The sequence below is a fragment of the Planomicrobium sp. CPCC 101110 genome, from assembly GCF_007859395.1.
Taxonomy (GTDB): Bacteria; Bacillota; Bacilli; order Bacillales_A; family Planococcaceae; genus Planococcus.
In genome coordinates this window covers 398,632-416,679 of the sequence record NZ_VOHD01000003.1, presented here as the reverse complement: position 1 = coordinate 416,679, position 18,048 = coordinate 398,632, and the positions used below count along the sequence as shown (strand labels likewise).

The 18,048-nt window shown below is 48.4% G+C and carries 17 protein-coding genes; all 17 read right to left on the bottom strand.

All coding sequences use genetic code 11. From position 1 onward, the window contains the following. Positions 1 to 101: 101 nt before the first annotated feature. Positions 102 to 941 carry an STAS domain-containing protein gene (locus FQV30_RS02185; RefSeq protein WP_146498506.1) on the bottom strand — a complete coding sequence of 280 codons (840 nt, stop codon included), beginning with the start codon at positions 939 to 941 and terminating at the stop codon, positions 102 to 104. Between the two features lie 74 nt (positions 942 to 1,015). Beyond that, a complete protein-coding gene (locus FQV30_RS02180; protein ID WP_146498505.1) occupies positions 1,016 to 1,969 on the bottom strand; it encodes a GGDEF domain-containing protein in 954 nt (317 codons plus the stop codon). 11 nt (positions 1,970 to 1,980) lie between these two features. Continuing rightward, a complete protein-coding gene (locus FQV30_RS02175; RefSeq protein WP_146498504.1) occupies positions 1,981 to 2,784 on the bottom strand; it encodes an alpha/beta fold hydrolase in 804 nt (267 codons plus the stop codon). A 135-nt stretch (positions 2,785 to 2,919) separates the two neighbouring features. Then, positions 2,920 to 4,239: an MATE family efflux transporter gene (locus tag FQV30_RS02170; protein WP_146498503.1), complete on the bottom strand. Its 1,320-nt coding sequence runs from the start codon at positions 4,237 to 4,239 to the stop codon at positions 2,920 to 2,922. Positions 4,240 to 4,514: 275 nt separating this feature from the next. Continuing rightward, positions 4,515 to 5,435 (bottom strand): SDR family NAD(P)-dependent oxidoreductase, encoded by a 921-nt coding sequence (locus tag FQV30_RS02165; RefSeq protein ID WP_146498502.1) that lies wholly within the window; start codon positions 5,433 to 5,435, stop codon positions 4,515 to 4,517. Positions 5,436 to 5,470: 35 nt separating this feature from the next. Continuing rightward, entirely contained in the window at positions 5,471 to 6,382 is a 912-nt protein-coding gene (locus tag FQV30_RS02160; RefSeq protein ID WP_146498501.1) for an SDR family NAD(P)-dependent oxidoreductase, read from the bottom strand. A gap of 26 nt (positions 6,383 to 6,408) precedes the next feature. Then, positions 6,409 to 7,329, bottom strand: coding sequence for an SDR family NAD(P)-dependent oxidoreductase (locus FQV30_RS02155; protein ID WP_146498500.1), 921 nt, complete (start codon positions 7,327 to 7,329; stop codon positions 6,409 to 6,411). Between the two features lie 126 nt (positions 7,330 to 7,455). Continuing rightward, positions 7,456 to 8,157, bottom strand: coding sequence for a LutC/YkgG family protein (locus FQV30_RS02150; protein ID WP_146498499.1), 702 nt, complete (start codon positions 8,155 to 8,157; stop codon positions 7,456 to 7,458). Further along, positions 8,158 to 9,588 (bottom strand): LutB/LldF family L-lactate oxidation iron-sulfur protein, encoded by a 1,431-nt coding sequence (locus FQV30_RS02145; protein ID WP_146498498.1) that lies wholly within the window; start codon positions 9,586 to 9,588, stop codon positions 8,158 to 8,160. Between the two features lie 2 nt (positions 9,589 to 9,590). Beyond that, positions 9,591 to 10,322, bottom strand: coding sequence for a (Fe-S)-binding protein (locus FQV30_RS02140; RefSeq protein WP_146498497.1), 732 nt, complete (start codon positions 10,320 to 10,322; stop codon positions 9,591 to 9,593). A gap of 68 nt (positions 10,323 to 10,390) precedes the next feature. Beyond that, the gene (locus FQV30_RS02135) at positions 10,391 to 10,654 is read right to left on the bottom strand and encodes a phosphocarrier protein HPr (protein WP_146498496.1); all 264 of its coding nucleotides are present in this window, start codon (positions 10,652 to 10,654) and stop codon (positions 10,391 to 10,393) included. 76 nt (positions 10,655 to 10,730) lie between these two features. Further along, positions 10,731 to 11,507 carry a DeoR/GlpR family DNA-binding transcription regulator gene (locus tag FQV30_RS02130; protein WP_146498495.1) on the bottom strand — a complete coding sequence of 259 codons (777 nt, stop codon included), beginning with the start codon at positions 11,505 to 11,507 and terminating at the stop codon, positions 10,731 to 10,733. A gap of 46 nt (positions 11,508 to 11,553) precedes the next feature. Continuing rightward, the gene (gene rhaA, locus FQV30_RS02125) at positions 11,554 to 12,843 is read right to left on the bottom strand and encodes an L-rhamnose isomerase (protein ID WP_146498494.1); all 1,290 of its coding nucleotides are present in this window, start codon (positions 12,841 to 12,843) and stop codon (positions 11,554 to 11,556) included. Continuing rightward, positions 12,840 to 14,270 (bottom strand): rhamnulokinase, encoded by a 1,431-nt coding sequence (rhaB, locus tag FQV30_RS02120; protein WP_146498493.1) that lies wholly within the window; start codon positions 14,268 to 14,270, stop codon positions 12,840 to 12,842. The genes rhaA and rhaB overlap by 4 nt, the downstream gene beginning before the upstream one ends. A gap of 25 nt (positions 14,271 to 14,295) precedes the next feature. Then, positions 14,296 to 16,365 carry a bifunctional aldolase/short-chain dehydrogenase gene (locus FQV30_RS02115; RefSeq protein ID WP_146498492.1) on the bottom strand — a complete coding sequence of 690 codons (2,070 nt, stop codon included), beginning with the start codon at positions 16,363 to 16,365 and terminating at the stop codon, positions 14,296 to 14,298. Between the two features lie 137 nt (positions 16,366 to 16,502). Beyond that, the gene (locus FQV30_RS02110) at positions 16,503 to 16,829 is read right to left on the bottom strand and encodes an L-rhamnose mutarotase (RefSeq protein WP_146498491.1); all 327 of its coding nucleotides are present in this window, start codon (positions 16,827 to 16,829) and stop codon (positions 16,503 to 16,505) included. A 116-nt stretch (positions 16,830 to 16,945) separates the two neighbouring features. Next, complete coding sequence (gene rhaS / locus FQV30_RS02105; protein ID WP_146498490.1) at positions 16,946 to 17,998, bottom strand: rhamnose ABC transporter substrate-binding protein; 1,053 nt, start codon at positions 17,996 to 17,998, stop codon at positions 16,946 to 16,948. Positions 17,999 to 18,048: the final 50 nt, after the last annotated feature.

The following is an 18,048-nucleotide window of genomic DNA, read 5'->3' as shown; positions in this document are numbered from 1 at the left end:
GCAGCTGCCGGGAAAGCCATTTGCAAAACCATTCCGCTGCAAGCGGATCGGTTTTGCGGAACAAGTCAAAAGCCGCTGAAGTTTTCTTCAGCGGCTTTTCTTTAATGGGAAACATTCAACTTCTGGACAGCCTGTTTCAAGCTTCCGCCAATATCTAGGCTGTTGATGTCCACGCCCAATTGCGTCAGCGTCAAAGCGATTTCCGGACGAATGCCTGTCAAAATCGCGCGTACGCCCACAAGCTTCAGTGATTGAACAATTTGTATGATCTGCTGCGCCACTATCGAATCGACTTTTACCACGCCAGACAAATCGATGATCAGCGTAGTGATCCGCAACTGGCTCGCCGCCATCAATGTTTTCTCAAGCATATAACTTGCACGGTCCGTATCAAGTTCGCCGATTATCGGCAAAACCGCAATAGAATCATTCAATGGCACAACCGGCGCCGACAATTCAAGAAATTCTTTCCGGGCTGCTGCCAAGTTCTCCTGATAAGCTTTGATATACGCTGTGCTGTAAGAACTGACCGCATGATCCAGAAACGAGTGAAAAACTTCCATTCCTTCAAAAATGTTTTCGACAGACATTTTCCGGTGCAAGGCTTCTGTCTTGATCACTTTCCCTATGTGTTTCCTGTAAACGGAGGTTTCTGCCAGAGCACTTTCCAGAGACATCCCCTGCTCCAAAAAATACTTGCCTGTAGCTTCCCCCCACTGCGAAATTTGGTCAAATGCTTCCTGTTTCAAATAATTTTGCATTGATTTGCCCAATAATTCAATAAAGCCGGCTCTCGTCTTAATGACAACCTCCATGAGTTGCTCGTTATTCTTCAGCTCTGCCGTGCCCAAGTCTTTCACCGCTTCTTCATGAATCAGCTCGGCAAGAAGATATTTATCCTGTGCCACCCGTTCTCCCAACAAAACAACTTCTCTTTCCATCTAATCCTCCTGAATGGTTCCGCATTTTGATTTTCATTTTATGGCCGGCTGCAATTGCCAGCAAGCCTGCTCTTTTATTGGGTTACCCCGTGCGCTGTAACACGGTTGCGCCCGGCATTTTTGGAATGGTATAACGCTTCATCCGCTTTTGAGAACAAGCTAGCCGGGTCATCGCCGCTTTCATATGCAGCAACGCCGATACTGACTGTAATGTTCACATGTTTCCATTCCCCGTGCTCGACATTCCCCCGAATTTTCTCAGCCATCTCCAATGCCCCGCTGGTGTCTATGTCAGGGAGGACAATGACAAATTCCTCTCCTCCCATACGGGCGACGGTGTCCTGGTCCCGCGTTACGGCTTGAAGCTTCCAAGCCAATTCCTGAAGCACTGAATCTCCCGCCGGATGCCCGTATGTATCATTCACATTTTTAAAATGGTCGATATCCACTACCAGCAGCGCCATCGGCTTTTCGGCCTCCAAAGAGTGCCTCATCAATTGCGGCAGCTGTTCATCCAAATAACGCCGGTTTTTCAGGCCTGTGAGTGGATCTGTGATTGTCAGCCCTTGCAACTGGACATTCAATTTTTCAAGTTCCTGCTTCTTCCCTTCAACCTCTTCCAACAGCTCCTGAAGATTCGTATAAGCTTCTGCTGTTTCCCGATGGATTTTTTCGGCTTGGCGCTTTGCCAAAAGCAATTCGTTCTCATATTCCTGCCGGACGGTCATCGGCAGCAGCACACATTCGTACCTGCCATTCCGTTCCGCCGTATTCATCAGCACCGGTATCCGGCCACTTACGCTTTTCAATGTCAGAAACATCTCATTCACTTTGCCATGCATCTTAATAGACGGAGCAAAATAAGTTTGGAAATAGGCCCGTGAGGCGACTGTCAACAATTCATGCATATGGGTCAGAGGTTTTTCTGCACCGATCATTTGCTTTAGTGTCTCATTCATTTCGATGATGCAGTTGGACGGGTCAATCACCAGATAGCCGCACGGCGCTAAATTCAACTGCTCTTCCATCCGATCTCCTCCTAGTGTTTCGCTATATATTCCCTGATGAGGCAAACCGTTTCCTGAGCATCGCTAATATGCGGATTATGGCCCATGGCGTCCATCACAACCAATTCACTGGCGGGTATTTTATCCTTAACGTATTCACCCACTTCTGGCGGAGCGATGGCATCATATTTCGGCTGCATTATCAAAGTCGGCACAGATACTTTTTCCAGTTCATCGCGGACATCTGAACTGAACGTCACTTCTGCAAATTGCCGCGCAATAACCGGATCATTTGAACAAAGCAATTGTTCAAGCTCTTCTGCCAAATGCGGCCGCTCCGGATTTTGCATACTGACCGGCGCCAAGTATTTTGCCCATTCTTTATAGTTCACTTCCATCATTTCCAGCAATTCGTCAATATCTTCTTTGTCAAAACCGCCACGATATCCAGGCTCGTTCAAGTAATGCGGCGAAGGTCCGACCATGATCAATTTATCCATCAAGTGGGGCTGCTCTATGGAAGCAAGAGCTCCGATCATGCTGCTGACCGAATGCCCCACAAAAATAATATCCTTTAAATCCAGGGCGGCACAAACTTCCAACAAATCTTGCTTATAGCCGTGCAAAGAACCATAGCGTTCCGTTGAATACTGCGATTTGTCGCTTTTTCCTGATCCGACATAATCGAACAGCACCACTTGATAGTCCTCTTCAAAAGCTGCAGCCACTTCCCGCCAAACCAGCTGATCACAGCCGAAACCATGGGCGAAGACCATGGTTGTGTCTCCTTGCCCTTTTACCTGTACATTATTGCGGACCAAAATTTCCGTATTCATACTGCTTTCCCCCTATTGGCAACAATCAACAGATTCTATCAATTTTATTGAATTTCCTAACTTCTTCTATAATATCATTATTTTAAAAAACAAAAAGAAGCTGATTCGATATTCCCAAAAGACCCAACCATTAATTTAAGATACCATTTTTGCTGACTGCATGTACTTTTTATTTAACTTCGGCACGTATAGCGCTAAAAAGAGTGAACGGCCAAGGCTGAATATAAGGAACGCCAGCCACAGGCCATGGTTGCCGAAGAGCGGCACCAAGGAATACAGGGCCGCCAAAAACACAAGCAAAGCGAAAATCATCGAATTCCGGATAGGCGCCGTTTCGGTTGCCCCAGTAAACAATCCGTAAAGCACCAGGCCGAAACTTGCAGTAAATGGGAAAATGATCAGCCATTGATCATATGTTTCCGCTAATGCGATGACCGATGGGATATTGGTGAAAACTGAAATAATGCTTTCACTGAACAAGTAATAAACAGCTGCAATCAATACGGATGAGATGATGGCCCATTGGGATGACAAAGAAAGAGTTTTGGTGTAGAGTTCCCTGTCATTTGCGCCCTTCGCTTTTCCGGCGAAAATGCTGGATGCATTGGAAAACCCGTCATAAACGTAAGCCATCAGATAATGAATCTGGAAAAGCACAGCGTTCGCAGCCAGCATTTCCGTTCCAAACGAAGCACTCTTCATCGTGAACAAGTTGAATACTGTTAATAGGCATAACGTACGTATAAAAAGATCCTGGTTTACACCCATCATTTTTTTGAAAGAGCCGGAATCGATGATTTCCTTCAATGGCGGCAAACTTGTTCGGATGGAAGCTTCCTTCCATAAAATAAACACCCCGAAAGCAAAAGCGAAAAACTCGGCAATAAGCGTCGCTGTCGCCACCCCTGATATCCCCCACGAGAATACATTGACAAACAGCAATGCCAAAATGATGTTCAAGACATTCATCATGATTTGAATTGTTACTGAAATCTTAATGCGTCCCATCCCCATAAGCCATCCGAGAATGACGTAGTTCAGCAAGGTAAAAGGCACGCCCCATATGCGGATGCCGAAATATTCAGAGGCAAACTTACTGACATCTGCTGCCGGGTTGATCATGGCCAATGCAGCTTGTTCAATCGGCTTCTGCAGCAGCAGAAACCCAAGGCTTACGAGCAAGGCGATGAAAAATGGGCGCGCTAATGCCAGCACGCCTTGCCGTTCATCATTTGCTCCGCTTGCCTGTGCCGCGAAGCCGGAAGTGCTGACCCGCAAAAAGCCGAAAAGCCAATACATCGTATTGAAAATGACCGTTCCGACCGCGACCCCCCCGATATAAGCGGGATTTGGAAGCTGCCCTACGACTGCCGTATCGACAGCCCCAAGCAGCGGCGTGGTAATCGTCGATATGGCAAGCGGGATCGCTAAAGCTAAATACGCGCGATGGTTCATACTGTTCTCTCCTGACTTATAACGTCATTAACCTGCTGTTAAATCGGTTTTTTGCAATGTAAATTGATTATAGCAAGTTCTTCTAGACCCTACAGAGTAATTTGCCAGCTTTGATGATAATCATCACTGGCAACCTATTTTTTAGCCTGTTATGCCACAATTCAGTCATAAATTCCTGGCCTCGGCTTTATTGTGCTCCTATCAGTTGCAGGATGACGCCTGTTTTGTTTTGCACATAAAAAGAAAGCTGGCTCCGTAGTTGCCAGCTTTCTTTTTCATGTCCTTTTTTGCTGCTTTTCTTCCTGCTTCATGCGTTCCCTTATGCCGCCCGAAACCCCTGTACCCCTTTGCATCGGTTCATGCAGGCTGCCGGAAGTCGGCGGTGCGGGCGGTGCGCTTTGAATGATTTTTTTCACGTATTTGGCATTGAATGTTTCTGTTGCCCCTGGCGCCAAATGGCTGGATATGGAGGCGCTCTTTGCTTTGGCGCCCGTATCGACACTTTCTTTCGGGTTGCTGATCAAGTCAATGATGGCATCAATCACAATTTCCGGATCGTCCATCGGTTTGAGCTCGGCTGCATGCCCTGTATAGTTCCCTGTGTGTTCGAACCAAGGCGTGTCGGTCGCCCAAGGATGGACAGTGCAAACATGGATCTTATCCCAGCCTTCCAGTTCGATTTCCTGATGCAGGGCTGCGCTAAGCCCTGTCACCGCAAACTTTGTCATGCTGTAAGGTGTGTAGTAAGGGTAGGGGATTTTGCCGGAAACCGATCCTACGTTGATAAGTGTGCCGGTTTTCTGCTCTTTGAAATGCCGCAATGCGTAGTGGCTGCCATAGATGGTGCCAATGACGTTAATCTGGACAGCTCGGGTAATATCTTTTGTCGGCACCTCTGTGAAAGGTCCGATTACACCGACCGCCGCGTTGTTGATCCAAACATCAATCGATCCGAAGGCGGCTATTGCCGATTCAAACAAATGCTTCACATCTTCTTCCTGGCTGACATCCGTCGTCACCGCAAGTGCGTTCGGCCCGATTTCAATTGCCAGCTCCTCTATCAACTCTGTCCGCCGCGCCGCAAGGACCACGTTTGCCCCTTCTGCCCCGAGCTTTTGCGCAACACCTTTTCCGAACCCACTTGATGCACCGGTAATGACAACGGTCAATCCCGCATGTGAATTTTCATTGGCCATCGTAAATTCCTCCGCTTCTTTAATCTGGTTATCGCTCAATCAGCAGCATTTTTCCGTTCCAACCGCTCCCGCAAGTCACCCGATACGCCTGTTCCTTCAGGATGTGATTCGTGCAAACTGCCGGAAGTCAGCGGGGCAGGCGGCGCTTCCATCAACATTTGATGCAGTGCTTTGCCAGTGGATTTATCGGTTGCGCCTGGCACAACATTGCCGATAAACGCTGTGCCGGCCACTTTAGACCCAATTTCCACTTGCTCTTGCGGCTTGTCTATCAATCCGATGATGGCATCAATGACTTTTTGCGGATCATCGGCAGGCCCCACGAGAATTTCATGGCCGCTGTAATTGCCCGCATGGGCAGTCCACGGAGTGTCAGTCACCCAGGGATCGACCACACAAACATGGATGTCCTCGAAGCCATCCTCCTCCATCTCCTGGTAGAGACCTTTGCTGAGCCCTGATACCGCCGCTTTTGTGCCAGTATAAACCGCGCCAAAGGGAACCGCTGCTTGGCTGGCAAAAGAAGCGATATTAATGAGCGTGCCGGATTTTTGTTCCTTGAAATGCCGGAGCGCATAATGCGTGCCGTAAATGGTGCCAAGCATATTGATTTCCACTGTGCGGACCAGATCCGCTAGAGGTGTTTCCGTGAACGAGCCATAGGTGCCGACTCCCGCATTGTTGATCCAAACATCGATCTTCCCGAAAGTGGATATGGCGGTTTCGCTTAAATTCGCAATGTCCTCTTCCTTGCTGATATCCGTAGTCACCGCGATTACGTTCGGTCCATAGGCTTGGGCAATTTCTTCGATAACGTCTGTGCGCCGCGCCGCAAGCACCACGTTCGCCCCTTGCGCTGCCAGCTGCTGCGCGGTGCCCCTTCCGATGCCGCTTGACGTTCCAGTGATGACTACGGTCAACCCTTTTCGATCTGCACTATCCCGCATATTGCATTCCTCCTGTCCATAATCTTCTAAGCTTTTTCTTGGCCTTTCAATTTCTGCGTCAGCTTTTCGCGCAAGTCGCCCGATACTTCCGTCCCATCCGGCTGAGGGATATGCAGGCTCCCTGACGTTGCGTCAGCTGCGGGTGCAGATTCCAGCATGGCCATCAAAGAAGCACCGTTCAGTTTCCCCACCAAACCCGGCGCCAGCTTATAGGAAGCCAGCGTCCCTTTTACTTTGAAGCCTATATCAATGCTTTCCTGCGGCTTGTCAATCAGCCCGATGACCGCTTCAATAACTGTCTCCGGCTTGTCCACCGGACCAAATTGCAGATCGTGGCCGCTATAATTGCCGGTATGCTTTGTCCAAGGCGTATCGGTCACCCACGGATGGACGGCGCAAACATGGATATCGTCCCGGCCTTCCAGTTTCATTTCCTGATAAAGCCCCGCACTGAGTGAGGTGATGGCCGCTTTTGTGCCAGTATAGATCGCCCCGTACGGCAACGGCACTTTGCTGACGAATGATGACATATTGATGAGGGTGCCGCTGCCCTGTTCTTTAAAGTGATTCAGTGCATAGTGGCTGCCATACATCGTACCAAGTATGTTGATTTCCACGAGACGAACCAAATCTTCAAGAGGCACCTTGGTGAAGGAACCGATGATGCCAAGTGCCGCATTATTGATCCAGACATCGATTTTCCCAAAGCGCGATATGGCGGTTTCATATAAGTTCGCCATATCTTCTTCCTTGCTGATGTCGGTCGTGACCGCCACCGCATCCGGACCGCATTCCCACGCCAACTCTTCTATCAGTGCCGTGCGCCTTGCGGCAAGCACCACATTCGCCCCTTCCGCTGACAACCGCTTCACAATCCCTTTGCCAAAACCGCTTGATGCCCCGGTGACAACTACCGTCAGCCCGTCACGGGGTAAATTGTTGGACATGCCATCACTCCCGATTGTGGAGATATAGTTTTCGCTGATTTATAAGTACCCTTTTAGGCATAAGAAAAACGCCTTAACCGATCCCATAAAACCAGATCCGAAAGACGCTCCGTTGTTTGCCCTTATTCACTTGTCGGTCACCACGATATGTACTGCTTCGACTGGACCGTGCACCCCAATGACGATGTCCATTTCAATATCGGCACTATTGCTCGGCCCGGAGATAAAATTGATGCACGTTGAAATGCCTTTGCCTGCCGCTACCGCCTGATGCACCCGATGCGTTGCTTGGGTCATGCGCGGCACAATGGTGGATTGGGGAACGATTGCAATATAAGTTACAGGCAGCAAACTGACAGACCGGGCGATGTCTTTATCGTTGAATTGAACGATTGTCCCTGATTCCGCCAAGCTGATATCGCTGAAAATCACACCGATATTCGCTTGTTTTGCGATTTCGATATTCCTTTTCCCTAAATCGGCATCCCATACATGGGTTTTGGAATCAGCCAATAGAGGTTCCAGGCCGAATTCTTCAAATCTCCCGTCCTTAGTCGTGACAATCAATCCCCCGCCGTATTTATCGATGGCATCTTTCATGGCCGTTTCCAGGTTCGCGACTTCTGTTTGGATCACGAAGGCCGATTTCGCCTTGCTGCTTTTGCAAAAAGCTGCCAGCAAATCATCCGGTGCACTATTTTTGAAGACTTCCCATTGGGGCTGATGTTTCCATTCGGGAAGCGTTACTGGCTCAGCTTTTTTACGTCCGAGCTTACCGGCAATTCTATTCAAGAACTCATCTTTGTTTTGGATCGTCCCTTCAGCCATTTATGAGTCCCCCTCTTGTTTATGGTTTTTGAACCAGCTCCTGAAGTTGCCGTTGCCAGGAGCAGGGAAATCCCGGACAGCTGTCCAGAGCTTCAGCGGACCCGGCCCGGAAGAAATGCCTTCATCTTCGGCCAAAGGTTTCATGATGGCCGGCAACCCTTTTACTGCTCCTTGAAAAAGAGCCGGGGTACTGGCACCGATCCCGAATGCTTTCATCGCCAGCCTTTCTCCCGTTCTGCCTTTTTGGGCTGCGTAATTTTCCCGGTGCCGGATCAATTGCTCATGGAGCGGAATCCGGACAGGACAGGCTTCTGTACAGGCGGCGCATAAACTGGAAGCAAAAGGAAGTTCGCCGTATTCTTCGTAGCCGCCAAGAATCGGGGTCAAAACAGCTCCAATCGGCCCTTGGTAAATCGAACCGTAAGCATGGCCTCCGATCTGCCGGTAAACCGGACATACATTTACGCAAGCGGCACAGCGTATGCAATGAAGAGCGGATTGAAATTCCGTTCCCAACGCGTTTGAGCGCCCTGCGTCCAAAATAACAAGGTGGAATTCTTTCGGGGCATCAACACTGTCTTCTGTTAATTGGGGAGTTAAATTGGTTATATAGGTGGTTATTTTTTGGCCGACAGCGCTCCTGCTCAGGAGATTCACCATGACATCAAGCTCTTTCCAGGTCGGGACGAGGCGCTCCATTCCCATGACACTGATTTGGGTATCCGGATAAGTTGTCACCATGTTTGCGTTGCCTTCATTTGTCACGAGTGAAACGGTACCTGATTCGGCTACAGCAAAATTGCAGCCTGTGATTCCGATGTCCGCCTGCAAAAACACTTCGCGCAGCTGGCTTCGCGCAAAGGCCGTCAACTCGCGCGGTTCTTCTGTTCCGGTATAGCCCGCTTTGTCCCGGAATGTATCGCGAATCTGTTCTTTGTTCTTATGAAGCGAAGGGACGACAATATGGGAAGGCCGGTCATGATCATCTATTTGCAGAATGTACTCGGCGAGATCTGTCTCAAACACTTCACATCCGATTTCTTCCAATGCTTCGTTCAAGCCGATTTCTTCTGTCACCATCGACTTGGCTTTCGTTATTTTTTTGGCACCTTTTTTCTTGGCCACCTCTTGGATATAGCGGGTAGCATCTTCTGCCGTATCGGCAAAATATACATGGCCGCCTTTTCGGGAAAAGTTTTCGCTCAACTGTTCCAAATAATAGTCGAGATTTTCAAGAGTATGACGGCGAATTTCTTCTCCCGCGCTGCGCCATTCTTCCCAATCGCCAATTTGCTCATCCCTTACTGTTGCATCCAGCTTCCTGCCGCGCAGCCGGTCTTGGGCTGAAGCCATGGCGGTGCGCATGAAATTGTTCTCCAGTGCATCGTCCACCCGGCCGAAAAACGGCTTTTCCCCAATTTTCATGGGCATGGTCAATTCCTCCCTTCGGCTCGCGTATTTAAAATTTGAGCGATGTGTTTTACTTCGATGGGTTTGCCTTTCCGGTCAATCCTTCCTTTGATGTTCATAAGGCAGCCGTTATCCGCTGCAATCAAGAGAGTCGCTGTCGAATCTTCCACATGCTGAATTTTCTCGTCCACCATCTGTTCTGAAATCGGCGCCATCTTCACCGCGAAGGTCCCTCCGAAACCGCAGCAGTCGTAGCTGTTTTCAAGCGGCAAGAGTTCGAGCCCTTTAACGTTTTTTAATAGTTTAAAAGGGGCCTCTGTCTCTTTCAGCAAGCGAATCATGTGGCAGGAGGTGTGGTAAGTGGCGCTGGCCGGGTAAACTGCCCCAACATCTTCAACATGAAGTACATTTACGATAAACTGGGTGAATTCGTACGTTTTGCCCGCAACGGCTTCTGCCCGCTTTCGCCATTCCGGCTCTTCCTTGAATAATTCCGGGTATTCTTTGAACATGGCTGCACAGGAGCCGGAAGGCGTCACGACGAATTCCGAATGCTCGAAGCTCTTGATCATCTGCTTGGCAGCTTTTTGGGCATCTTTCCGGTAGCCGCTATTATACGCCGGCTGGCCGCAGCAAATCTGGCCTTTCGGAAAATCGACATCGCATCCAAGCCGCTCTAAAATTTCTACGACATCCTTGGCAACGTTCTGATAAAACATCTCTGCGAGACAAGTGATAAACAAAGAGACCTTCATTTTCATCCACTCTTCCATCGTGTATTTTCCAGCTGGGCATCAAATCAGCGACAAGAGCTGCCTGCAGTTCATTCCGCTATTTCGCTTGTTATAAAATAATCAATCCTTTGCAATGCTTCATGCTCTCCCTTGCCTTTGGCTGTGATAATAATTTCAGATCCTTTGCCGATTGCCAAAGACATGACGCCCATAATGGATTTCAAGTTGACCGTTTTGGAGTTGTATTCCAAGGATATGTCCGCATCGAATTGCGAAGCCAGATTAACCAGCTGCGCAGCGGGACGGGCTTGGATTCCGGTATCGGATATCACTTTATATATTTTCTCCGCCATAGTAGCCTCCTCCTCTTTCAGAATGCTTTTTCAACCCGATTCCATTGGATTCCCCAGAAAAAAGAAAGCGCCATTCTTATCCCGAATGATGTGCAGAAGGCTGAATCACGGATACAGGATAGTCACGGAAATCCTTGAGCTGGGCTTCGCTTGTTTTTGCGTCTGTTACGATAAAATCGATTGCCTGCATAGGGGCAATCCATGAAAAAGCCTGCAAACCAAATTTCGTATGATCCGCCAATAAATAAACCTCATCCGCTATTTCGCTCATCTTCTTTTTCACCAATGCCTGCATTTCACTGGAATCGCTGATTCCCCTCACCGAATGGATTCCTTGGCAAGAGATGAATGCTTTGTTGACATGATAAGAATCTAAAGCGTTGGTTGTCTGGGGCCCTACAAACGACAATGATTTCCGCACAAGGGTGCCTCCGGCTGAAATCACAGTAATGTTGTTCCTGGCTGCCAGTTCCATGGCCACTTTCAGTGAATTTGTCACCACGGTCAATGGCATATCCGGGAGGATCTTTGCCATATACCAAGCCGTTGTGCTGGCATCCAAGACAATCCGGTCATTGCTTGAGACGAGCTTCACCGCTTCTTCCGCTACGGCCATTTTTTCCTGGACATTCCGTATTTCCCGCTCGCTATAGGAAGCTTCCAATTCATTCTCTTTGACGCTTACAGCTCCGCCATGGCTGCGCTTCAATTTCCCTTCGGTTTCAAGTTTCTCTAAATCACGGCGGATGGTTTCTTCGGTCACTTTGAAGATACGGCTCAATTCAGAAACCCGGCTGCTGCCCCTTTCATTGACAAGTGAAGCCATTTTTTTATGGCGCTCCGCTACAAGCATCTCTCTCCCCCTGACTGCTTATGATGCCTTATTCGTCCCTTGCATCTTATGCTCGTTCCAAAGCATCCGGCACGGAAACTGCGGACCTTTTGGCGAGCACTGTTTCTTCGTAATGCGCCACTTCATCAAGCCATTGTTCTTTAACCGGCACATTTTGCGCTTCACAGTAATAATTCCAGATGGCGCCGAATGGATAGGTTTTAAACTCTTCAGATAACGCAAGCCTCTTCGTAAAATCCCCTTGTTCCTGAAGCGCTTTCAACTGTTCATGAGGCAGAAGCAGTCCATACAGCAGCGCTTTGATCATATTCCGTGTTCCAATGGTCCAAGCGGCTACCCTGTTGATACTGGCATCAAAAAAATCCAAGCCGATCATGACTTTGTCCAATGCATCATTTCGGACAATTTCCACGGCAAGTTCCTTCAACTCATCGTCGAACACCACAACATGGTCACTGTCCCACCTCACCGGCCTTGAAACATGGAGCGCCAGCCGGTCATTGAACAGAAGCATAGCTGAAATCTTGTTGGAAACCAGTTCTGTCGGATGGTAATGGCCGGTATCGAGCAGGCACAATTTATCGTTTTTCAAAGCATAGTTCAAATAGAATTCATGCGAACCTACCACAAACGACTCTGAACCGATGCCGAACAACTTGCTTTCTACCGCATCGATATTCAGCCGTCCGTCTATTTCGACCGCAAAAATTTCATCAAGCGACTCTTTTAGGCGCTTTCTCGGTGTCAGCCGGTCACTTGGAGTATCCTTATAGCCATCTGGAATCCAAATATTTGTGAGGCATGGGGTTCCCAGCTCTTTTCCGAAATATGCACCTATTCTCCTGCTGGCTATGCAATGGTCAATCCAAAATTGCCGTATTTCCGGATCCGGATGGGATAATGTCAGGCCATCTTCCGCTTTTTTATGGGAAAACAAAGTGGGGTTGAAATCGAGGCCCAGCCCTAATTCCCTTGCCCACGCCACCCATTTCTCGAAATGCTTCGGTTCCAGCCGGTCCCTTTCCACCACTTCCCCATCCGTTTCAGCATAGATTGCATGCAAGTTGACCCGGTGCTTGCCGGGGATGAGCGAAAGCGCCTTCTCCAAATCCTGCCTCAGCTCTTCAGGGGTCGTCGCTTTTCCGGGATAATTGCCTGTCACATCAATGCCGCCCGACAATGCTTCCTTGTTTATTTCAAACCCGCCAATATCATCCCCTTGCCAACAGTGGATGGAAATCGGAACAGTTTTCAGTTTTTCGAAAATGCCTTCAACGTCAATTCCCCATTGTTCGTATTCTTTCTTGGCTTCCTCAAACCGCCTTTTGACACTCATACAATCCCTCCTTGTTTTTCACTTATCGAATGCCTGTATTTCTTCACTTCAAAAGATTGCCGGACTATGTGCCGCGCCTCTTTGATGCCCGCTATCTCATTCAATGCGATCAGCTGGGCTACAAGGTTTCCAATGGCTGAAGCTTCAGTCGGTCCGGCATATACCTCTTTTTTTGTCGTTTCCGCTATCAGCTGATTCAGCAATTCATTTTTGGAACCGCCGCCGATAACGCTGATTGACTTGAATTCTTTTTCGAAGATGTCTTCAATTTCAAACACTGCCCTTTGGTAACTGTCAGCAAGGCTTACAAAGATGCACTTGGCGACTTCTCCCGGACTTTCAGGTGCCTTCTGGCCGGTTTCCAAGCAGTAAGCCTGGATTTCCGCCACCATATCATCCGGCTTCAAAAAACGGGGGGCATCAACATTCACGACCGGGACCATGCCGGTCACCGCTTCCGCAAGCTCTGCCAATTCAGCAAACGAATAGCGGTTTTCATAATTTCTCCGGATTTCCTGAATCATCCACAACCCCATGATATTTTTCAGGAACCGGAATTGATAGTCCATTCCGCCTTCGTTCGTAAAGTTGTAATCCAAAGCTTTCGTGACACAAATCGGAAAGTAATTTTCCACACCGATCAATGACCACGTGCCTGAACTGATATAGATGGTATCTTCCACTTGCGGAACCGCCAGGACAGCTGATCCTGTGTCGTGAGTAGCGGGAAGAATAACATCCATCCCAAAGCCGAATTCCCTTGCCAATTCTTCTTTTATAGGTCCTAGAACCGCTTTAGGCGCCTCGATTTCCTGAAACATGTGTATGTCAAACCCTAACGTTTGGATGATGTCTTTATCCCATTTTCTTGTAAACGCGTTAATCAGCTGGGTCGACGTCGCGTTGGTATATTCATTTGTTTTTTTGCCGGTCAATAAAAAATGCAAATAATCCGGAATCATTAGGAAAGACTTCGCTTTTTCCAGTATTTCAGGCTGCTGCTTTTTCAAGGCATACAATTGATAAATGGTATTGAATTTTTGAAACTGGATTCCCGTTTCCAAGTACAGCCGTTCTTTCATGAAAATTCCAGTGACTTCTTCCATAATGCCATCCGTCCGGGGATCCCGGTAAGCGACAGCATCCGTTAAAAGCTGGTCTCTTTCATCGAGCAGAACAAAATCGACTGCCCATGTATCAATGCCGATGCTTGACGGAACAATGCCTAAACTGCCGCATTTTTTTATCCCGGTTTTCACCTCCTCGAACAAGGCTTCGATATTCCAGCAGAAATGGCCGTTTTTCTCTATGATTTCATTTGAGAAGCGATGGATTTCCTGGAGTTCCAGACGGCCTTTCTCCAAGCTTCCCAGAACTAGCCGGCCACTGGATGCGCCGATATCTACAGCAAGGCTATATTTTTTCATGAGCGACCTCCAAAAGCTAAGGTTTTTACCGGGTAAAGGCAGCCGGCACTCCGCCGTCCACAGTAATCATGCAGCCGGTCGTCTTCTCCGCCTTAGACGAAGAAAGGAACAGGATGGCTTCCGCGATGTCTTTCGGATAGATGTTGACTAACAAAGTTGTCCGCTTGCGGTAATGCTCTTCCAGCTGGTCTGGTTCAATCCCATATGCCGCCGCCCGCTCTTCACGCCATCTGGAACCCCAAATTGCGGATCCTTGCAAAACAGCGTCAGGCAAAACCGAATTGACCCGAATCCCAAATTCTCCTCCTTCAGCTGCAATGCATCTGGCCAGATGCGCTTCCAATGCTTTGACTGAACTGTAGGCTGAGGCATTCTTGCCGGCATAAATGGAATTTTTCGACCCGATGAACACCATGCTCCCGCCAATCGCCTGATCTTTCATTTGCTTGAATGCTTCACGGGCGACCAGAAAATAACCGGTTCCAAGAACGTTCATATTCAAATTCCACTCTTTCAGCGTCGTTTCATCGAACGGGCTTGAAGTTGCGAGGCCGGCATTGTTGACTATGATGTCTACCCCGCCATATGCCAGGGCCGTTTGCTGAAAAGCCGCCTGTATTTGTTCTTCACTCGTCACATCCATTTTCAAGGCAATGGCGCGGCCTTCTCCGAATTCTTCCGTAAGCTCTCCGGCAATTTTTTCAGCGCCTTCAAGATTGAGATCCGCCAAAACGACGTGCGCTCCTTGCGCGGCAAATTGCCGGCACGTTTCGCTTCCGATGCCTCCGGCTCCACCGGTTACAAAAGCCACCTTGCGGGAAAATTCCGCTTCCGCAGGAGCGAGCGACAACTTATAAAGCTCCAGCGGCCAATATTCAATGTTATATGATTCGTTCTCATTCAAGGAAACGAAATTGCCCAGCGCCGTAGAGCCTTTCATAACCGCTATCGCCCGGTGGTAAAGCTGTCCGCTGACATTTGCCATGGCACTATTTTTCCCGGTGTTCACCATGCCGATCCCAGGAATCAGTATTACACGAGGAGCCGGCTCGAACATCACGTCGCCTTCATTTTTATTGCGCTCGAAATACGCTTTGTATTCTTCTTTAAAATTGGCGATGCCGGCAGAAACTGCCTTGATCAATTGTTCCGCATCCTTTGTGGCAGGATCCCAGTCCACAAACAGCGGTTTCATCTTTGTATGGACCAAATGATCCGGGCAGGCCGCCCCGATTTGGGACAATTCAGCGGCGTCCTGGCTGTTGACGAATTCCAGCACATCGTGCCCATTGTCGTATGTTAGGAGCATCTTCTTTTCTTCACTTACTGACCCCCGGATAAACGGCATCACCCGGGCTAGAATCCGCTTTTGATCTTCTGCCGGCAATGATTCGAATTTCCTGCCGCCGAAGGTTTTTGTTTTGTCGATGCGCGCCTGGATAAAGCTTTCAGCTTCGTTTATCACAGAGATGGTTTTATCGTAGCTTTCTTTTGCCGTCTCCCCCCAAACGACCAAGCCGTGCTTTTCCATCAATACAAGGTCTGCAGCAGGATTGTTCCGGACACCTTCTGCAATCATTTTGGAAAGCTTGAAACCGGGACGCACATACGGCACCCAGACAAATCGGTCACCAAATATCTCTTTGGCCAGCTCTTTGCCGTTATCTGCACAGCAAAGGCTTATAATGGCATCCGGATGTGTGTGGTCGACATGCTTGAAAGGCAGAAATGCATGGAGCAAGGTTTCGATTGAAGCGCGCGGGTGCTTGCTGTCAATCATGCAATGGGACAAATATTCCACCATTTCTTCATCCGGCATTTCTTCCCGCTCCATTAGCGGCAGGATATCCTCCAGGTTCAAACCTGTGAAATTTTCAGCCCTCATAGTGGCAAGGTCCGAACCGCTTCCCTTGACCCACATCACTTCAATTTCCCTGCCCCGAAAGTCTTTTTCGGTCGTTTTCATGGATGTATTGCCGCCGCCCCAATTACATACGGAACGGTCAGATCCGATCAAGTTCGAACGGTAGACAAGTTCACTAAGTCCAACAGCTAAGTTATTGGCTTTTTCTTCGCTCCATAGTTTCTGTACCATAAGTACCTCCTGTGCAGTCAGTTTTGTCAGTTGCCTAAACTGCAATTTTTAGTTGCTTTCGCCGCTTTTGATGCTTGCGCATTTTAGAGGCTGAGGAAACACGCGCCTCCTTTTTGAAAAAGGTGAAGAACTTTCCATCATTTCAAATAGAACACTTCTCTCATTGGCTTGATCGGTTCTGATTCGTTAAAATCGAAAGATCCTTTGACCATGGTTGAAGTGATGGCATTCCATCTGCTGCAGGCTTCACTTTCCGCTATATAAGCAAATGCCTGTTCAACATCGTCGCACTCAAAGCAATAAAAAAATTGTGTGCCGTTTTGGAAGATGGAATAATTCCTGATCCCCGCCTTGGCATGTTCATCGAGCACTTCCTGCCACGGTTCTTCATGGAGCTTTACATAATCATCCAAAAACTCTTCTTTTATCATCCACGACCAGGCGAACTTATTGCTTTTTTCCATTGGGCTCCCCCTGTCATTAAAAGTTTAGGCTTTGCCGTTATCACAAAAGGATATTGAAGGAAAGCAGCCGCTTCCCTTCAATATATTTTTTGTGCCCGATCGGACTCTTTGGTTTGTCAGTAAACTTCTTTCCACTCGGCAATGTTTTCTTTGTCGAAACGGAACGGTTCACCCAACATAACTTGAGTTCCTTCGCCGTCTTCAACAATCTCTTTTTCACCGAGGCGCCCAGCTTCAAAAGTTTCTCCGACTTTCCCCGTGATATCGCCTTCCACCAAAGCGACAGCAGTCATTCCTGCTCCGTAGCCCACATCGATCGGATTCCAGAGGAACATTGCCGGAGAAACACCGTTTTCGATGTAAGTCGCCATTTCGCTTGGAAGCCCCAGGCCTGTCAAAGCGATTTTACCTTGCAGCCCTTTATCCGTAAGCACCTTTCCTGCAGCTGCAATCCCTACAGTAGTAGGCGAGACAATGGCTTTCAAATCCGGATACTGCAACAGCAAAGCTTCTGTTTCCGATGTACTCTTATCCCGCAAGTCATCGCCATATGCAACTTTCACAAGTTCAATTTTGTCATACTCCGGTTTTTCAAGTTCTTTTTCCATCCACTCGATCCAGAGGTTTTGGTTGGATGCTTGGGAAGTGGCACTTAAGACTGCAATCTGGCCTTCTCCATTGATCATTTCAGAAACTGCCTGAATCTGTGTGCGGCCAATAAGTTCCGGATCGGCTTGGTTGACGTGCACCAATCGGCTCTGCGGGTTTACAGCCGCATCAGCTGAAAGAACTTTGATGCCTGCATCCATCGCTTTTTGTAAAACCGGTTGAAGGGCGTCTATGTCATTTCCTGTGATTAAAATAGAGTCTACTTTTTGAGTGATCAGCTGTTCGACGATCTGGATCTGGCCTTCTGCTGTCGGCTGTTCAGGAGCGCGGAGAATCACTTCGCCGCCTGCTTCTTTGATAGCTTCCTCAAACCCTTCCATCATTTTTTCTCCATATGGATTCCCAGTGTTTTTGAATACCATGGCGTAAGTTTTAGCTCCATCTCCGCCGGAATCCCCTGCTGCTGCACTTTGTTCCGGCGCCGCTTCCTGGCTTCCGCAAGCCGTAAGCATTGTTGCCGCCAACCCGATCATTGCCCATTTCGAGAGAAATTTTTTCATCTTTTTCCGCCCCTTTAGTTTTGTTTTTTATAATTACGCGGCAAGCCTGG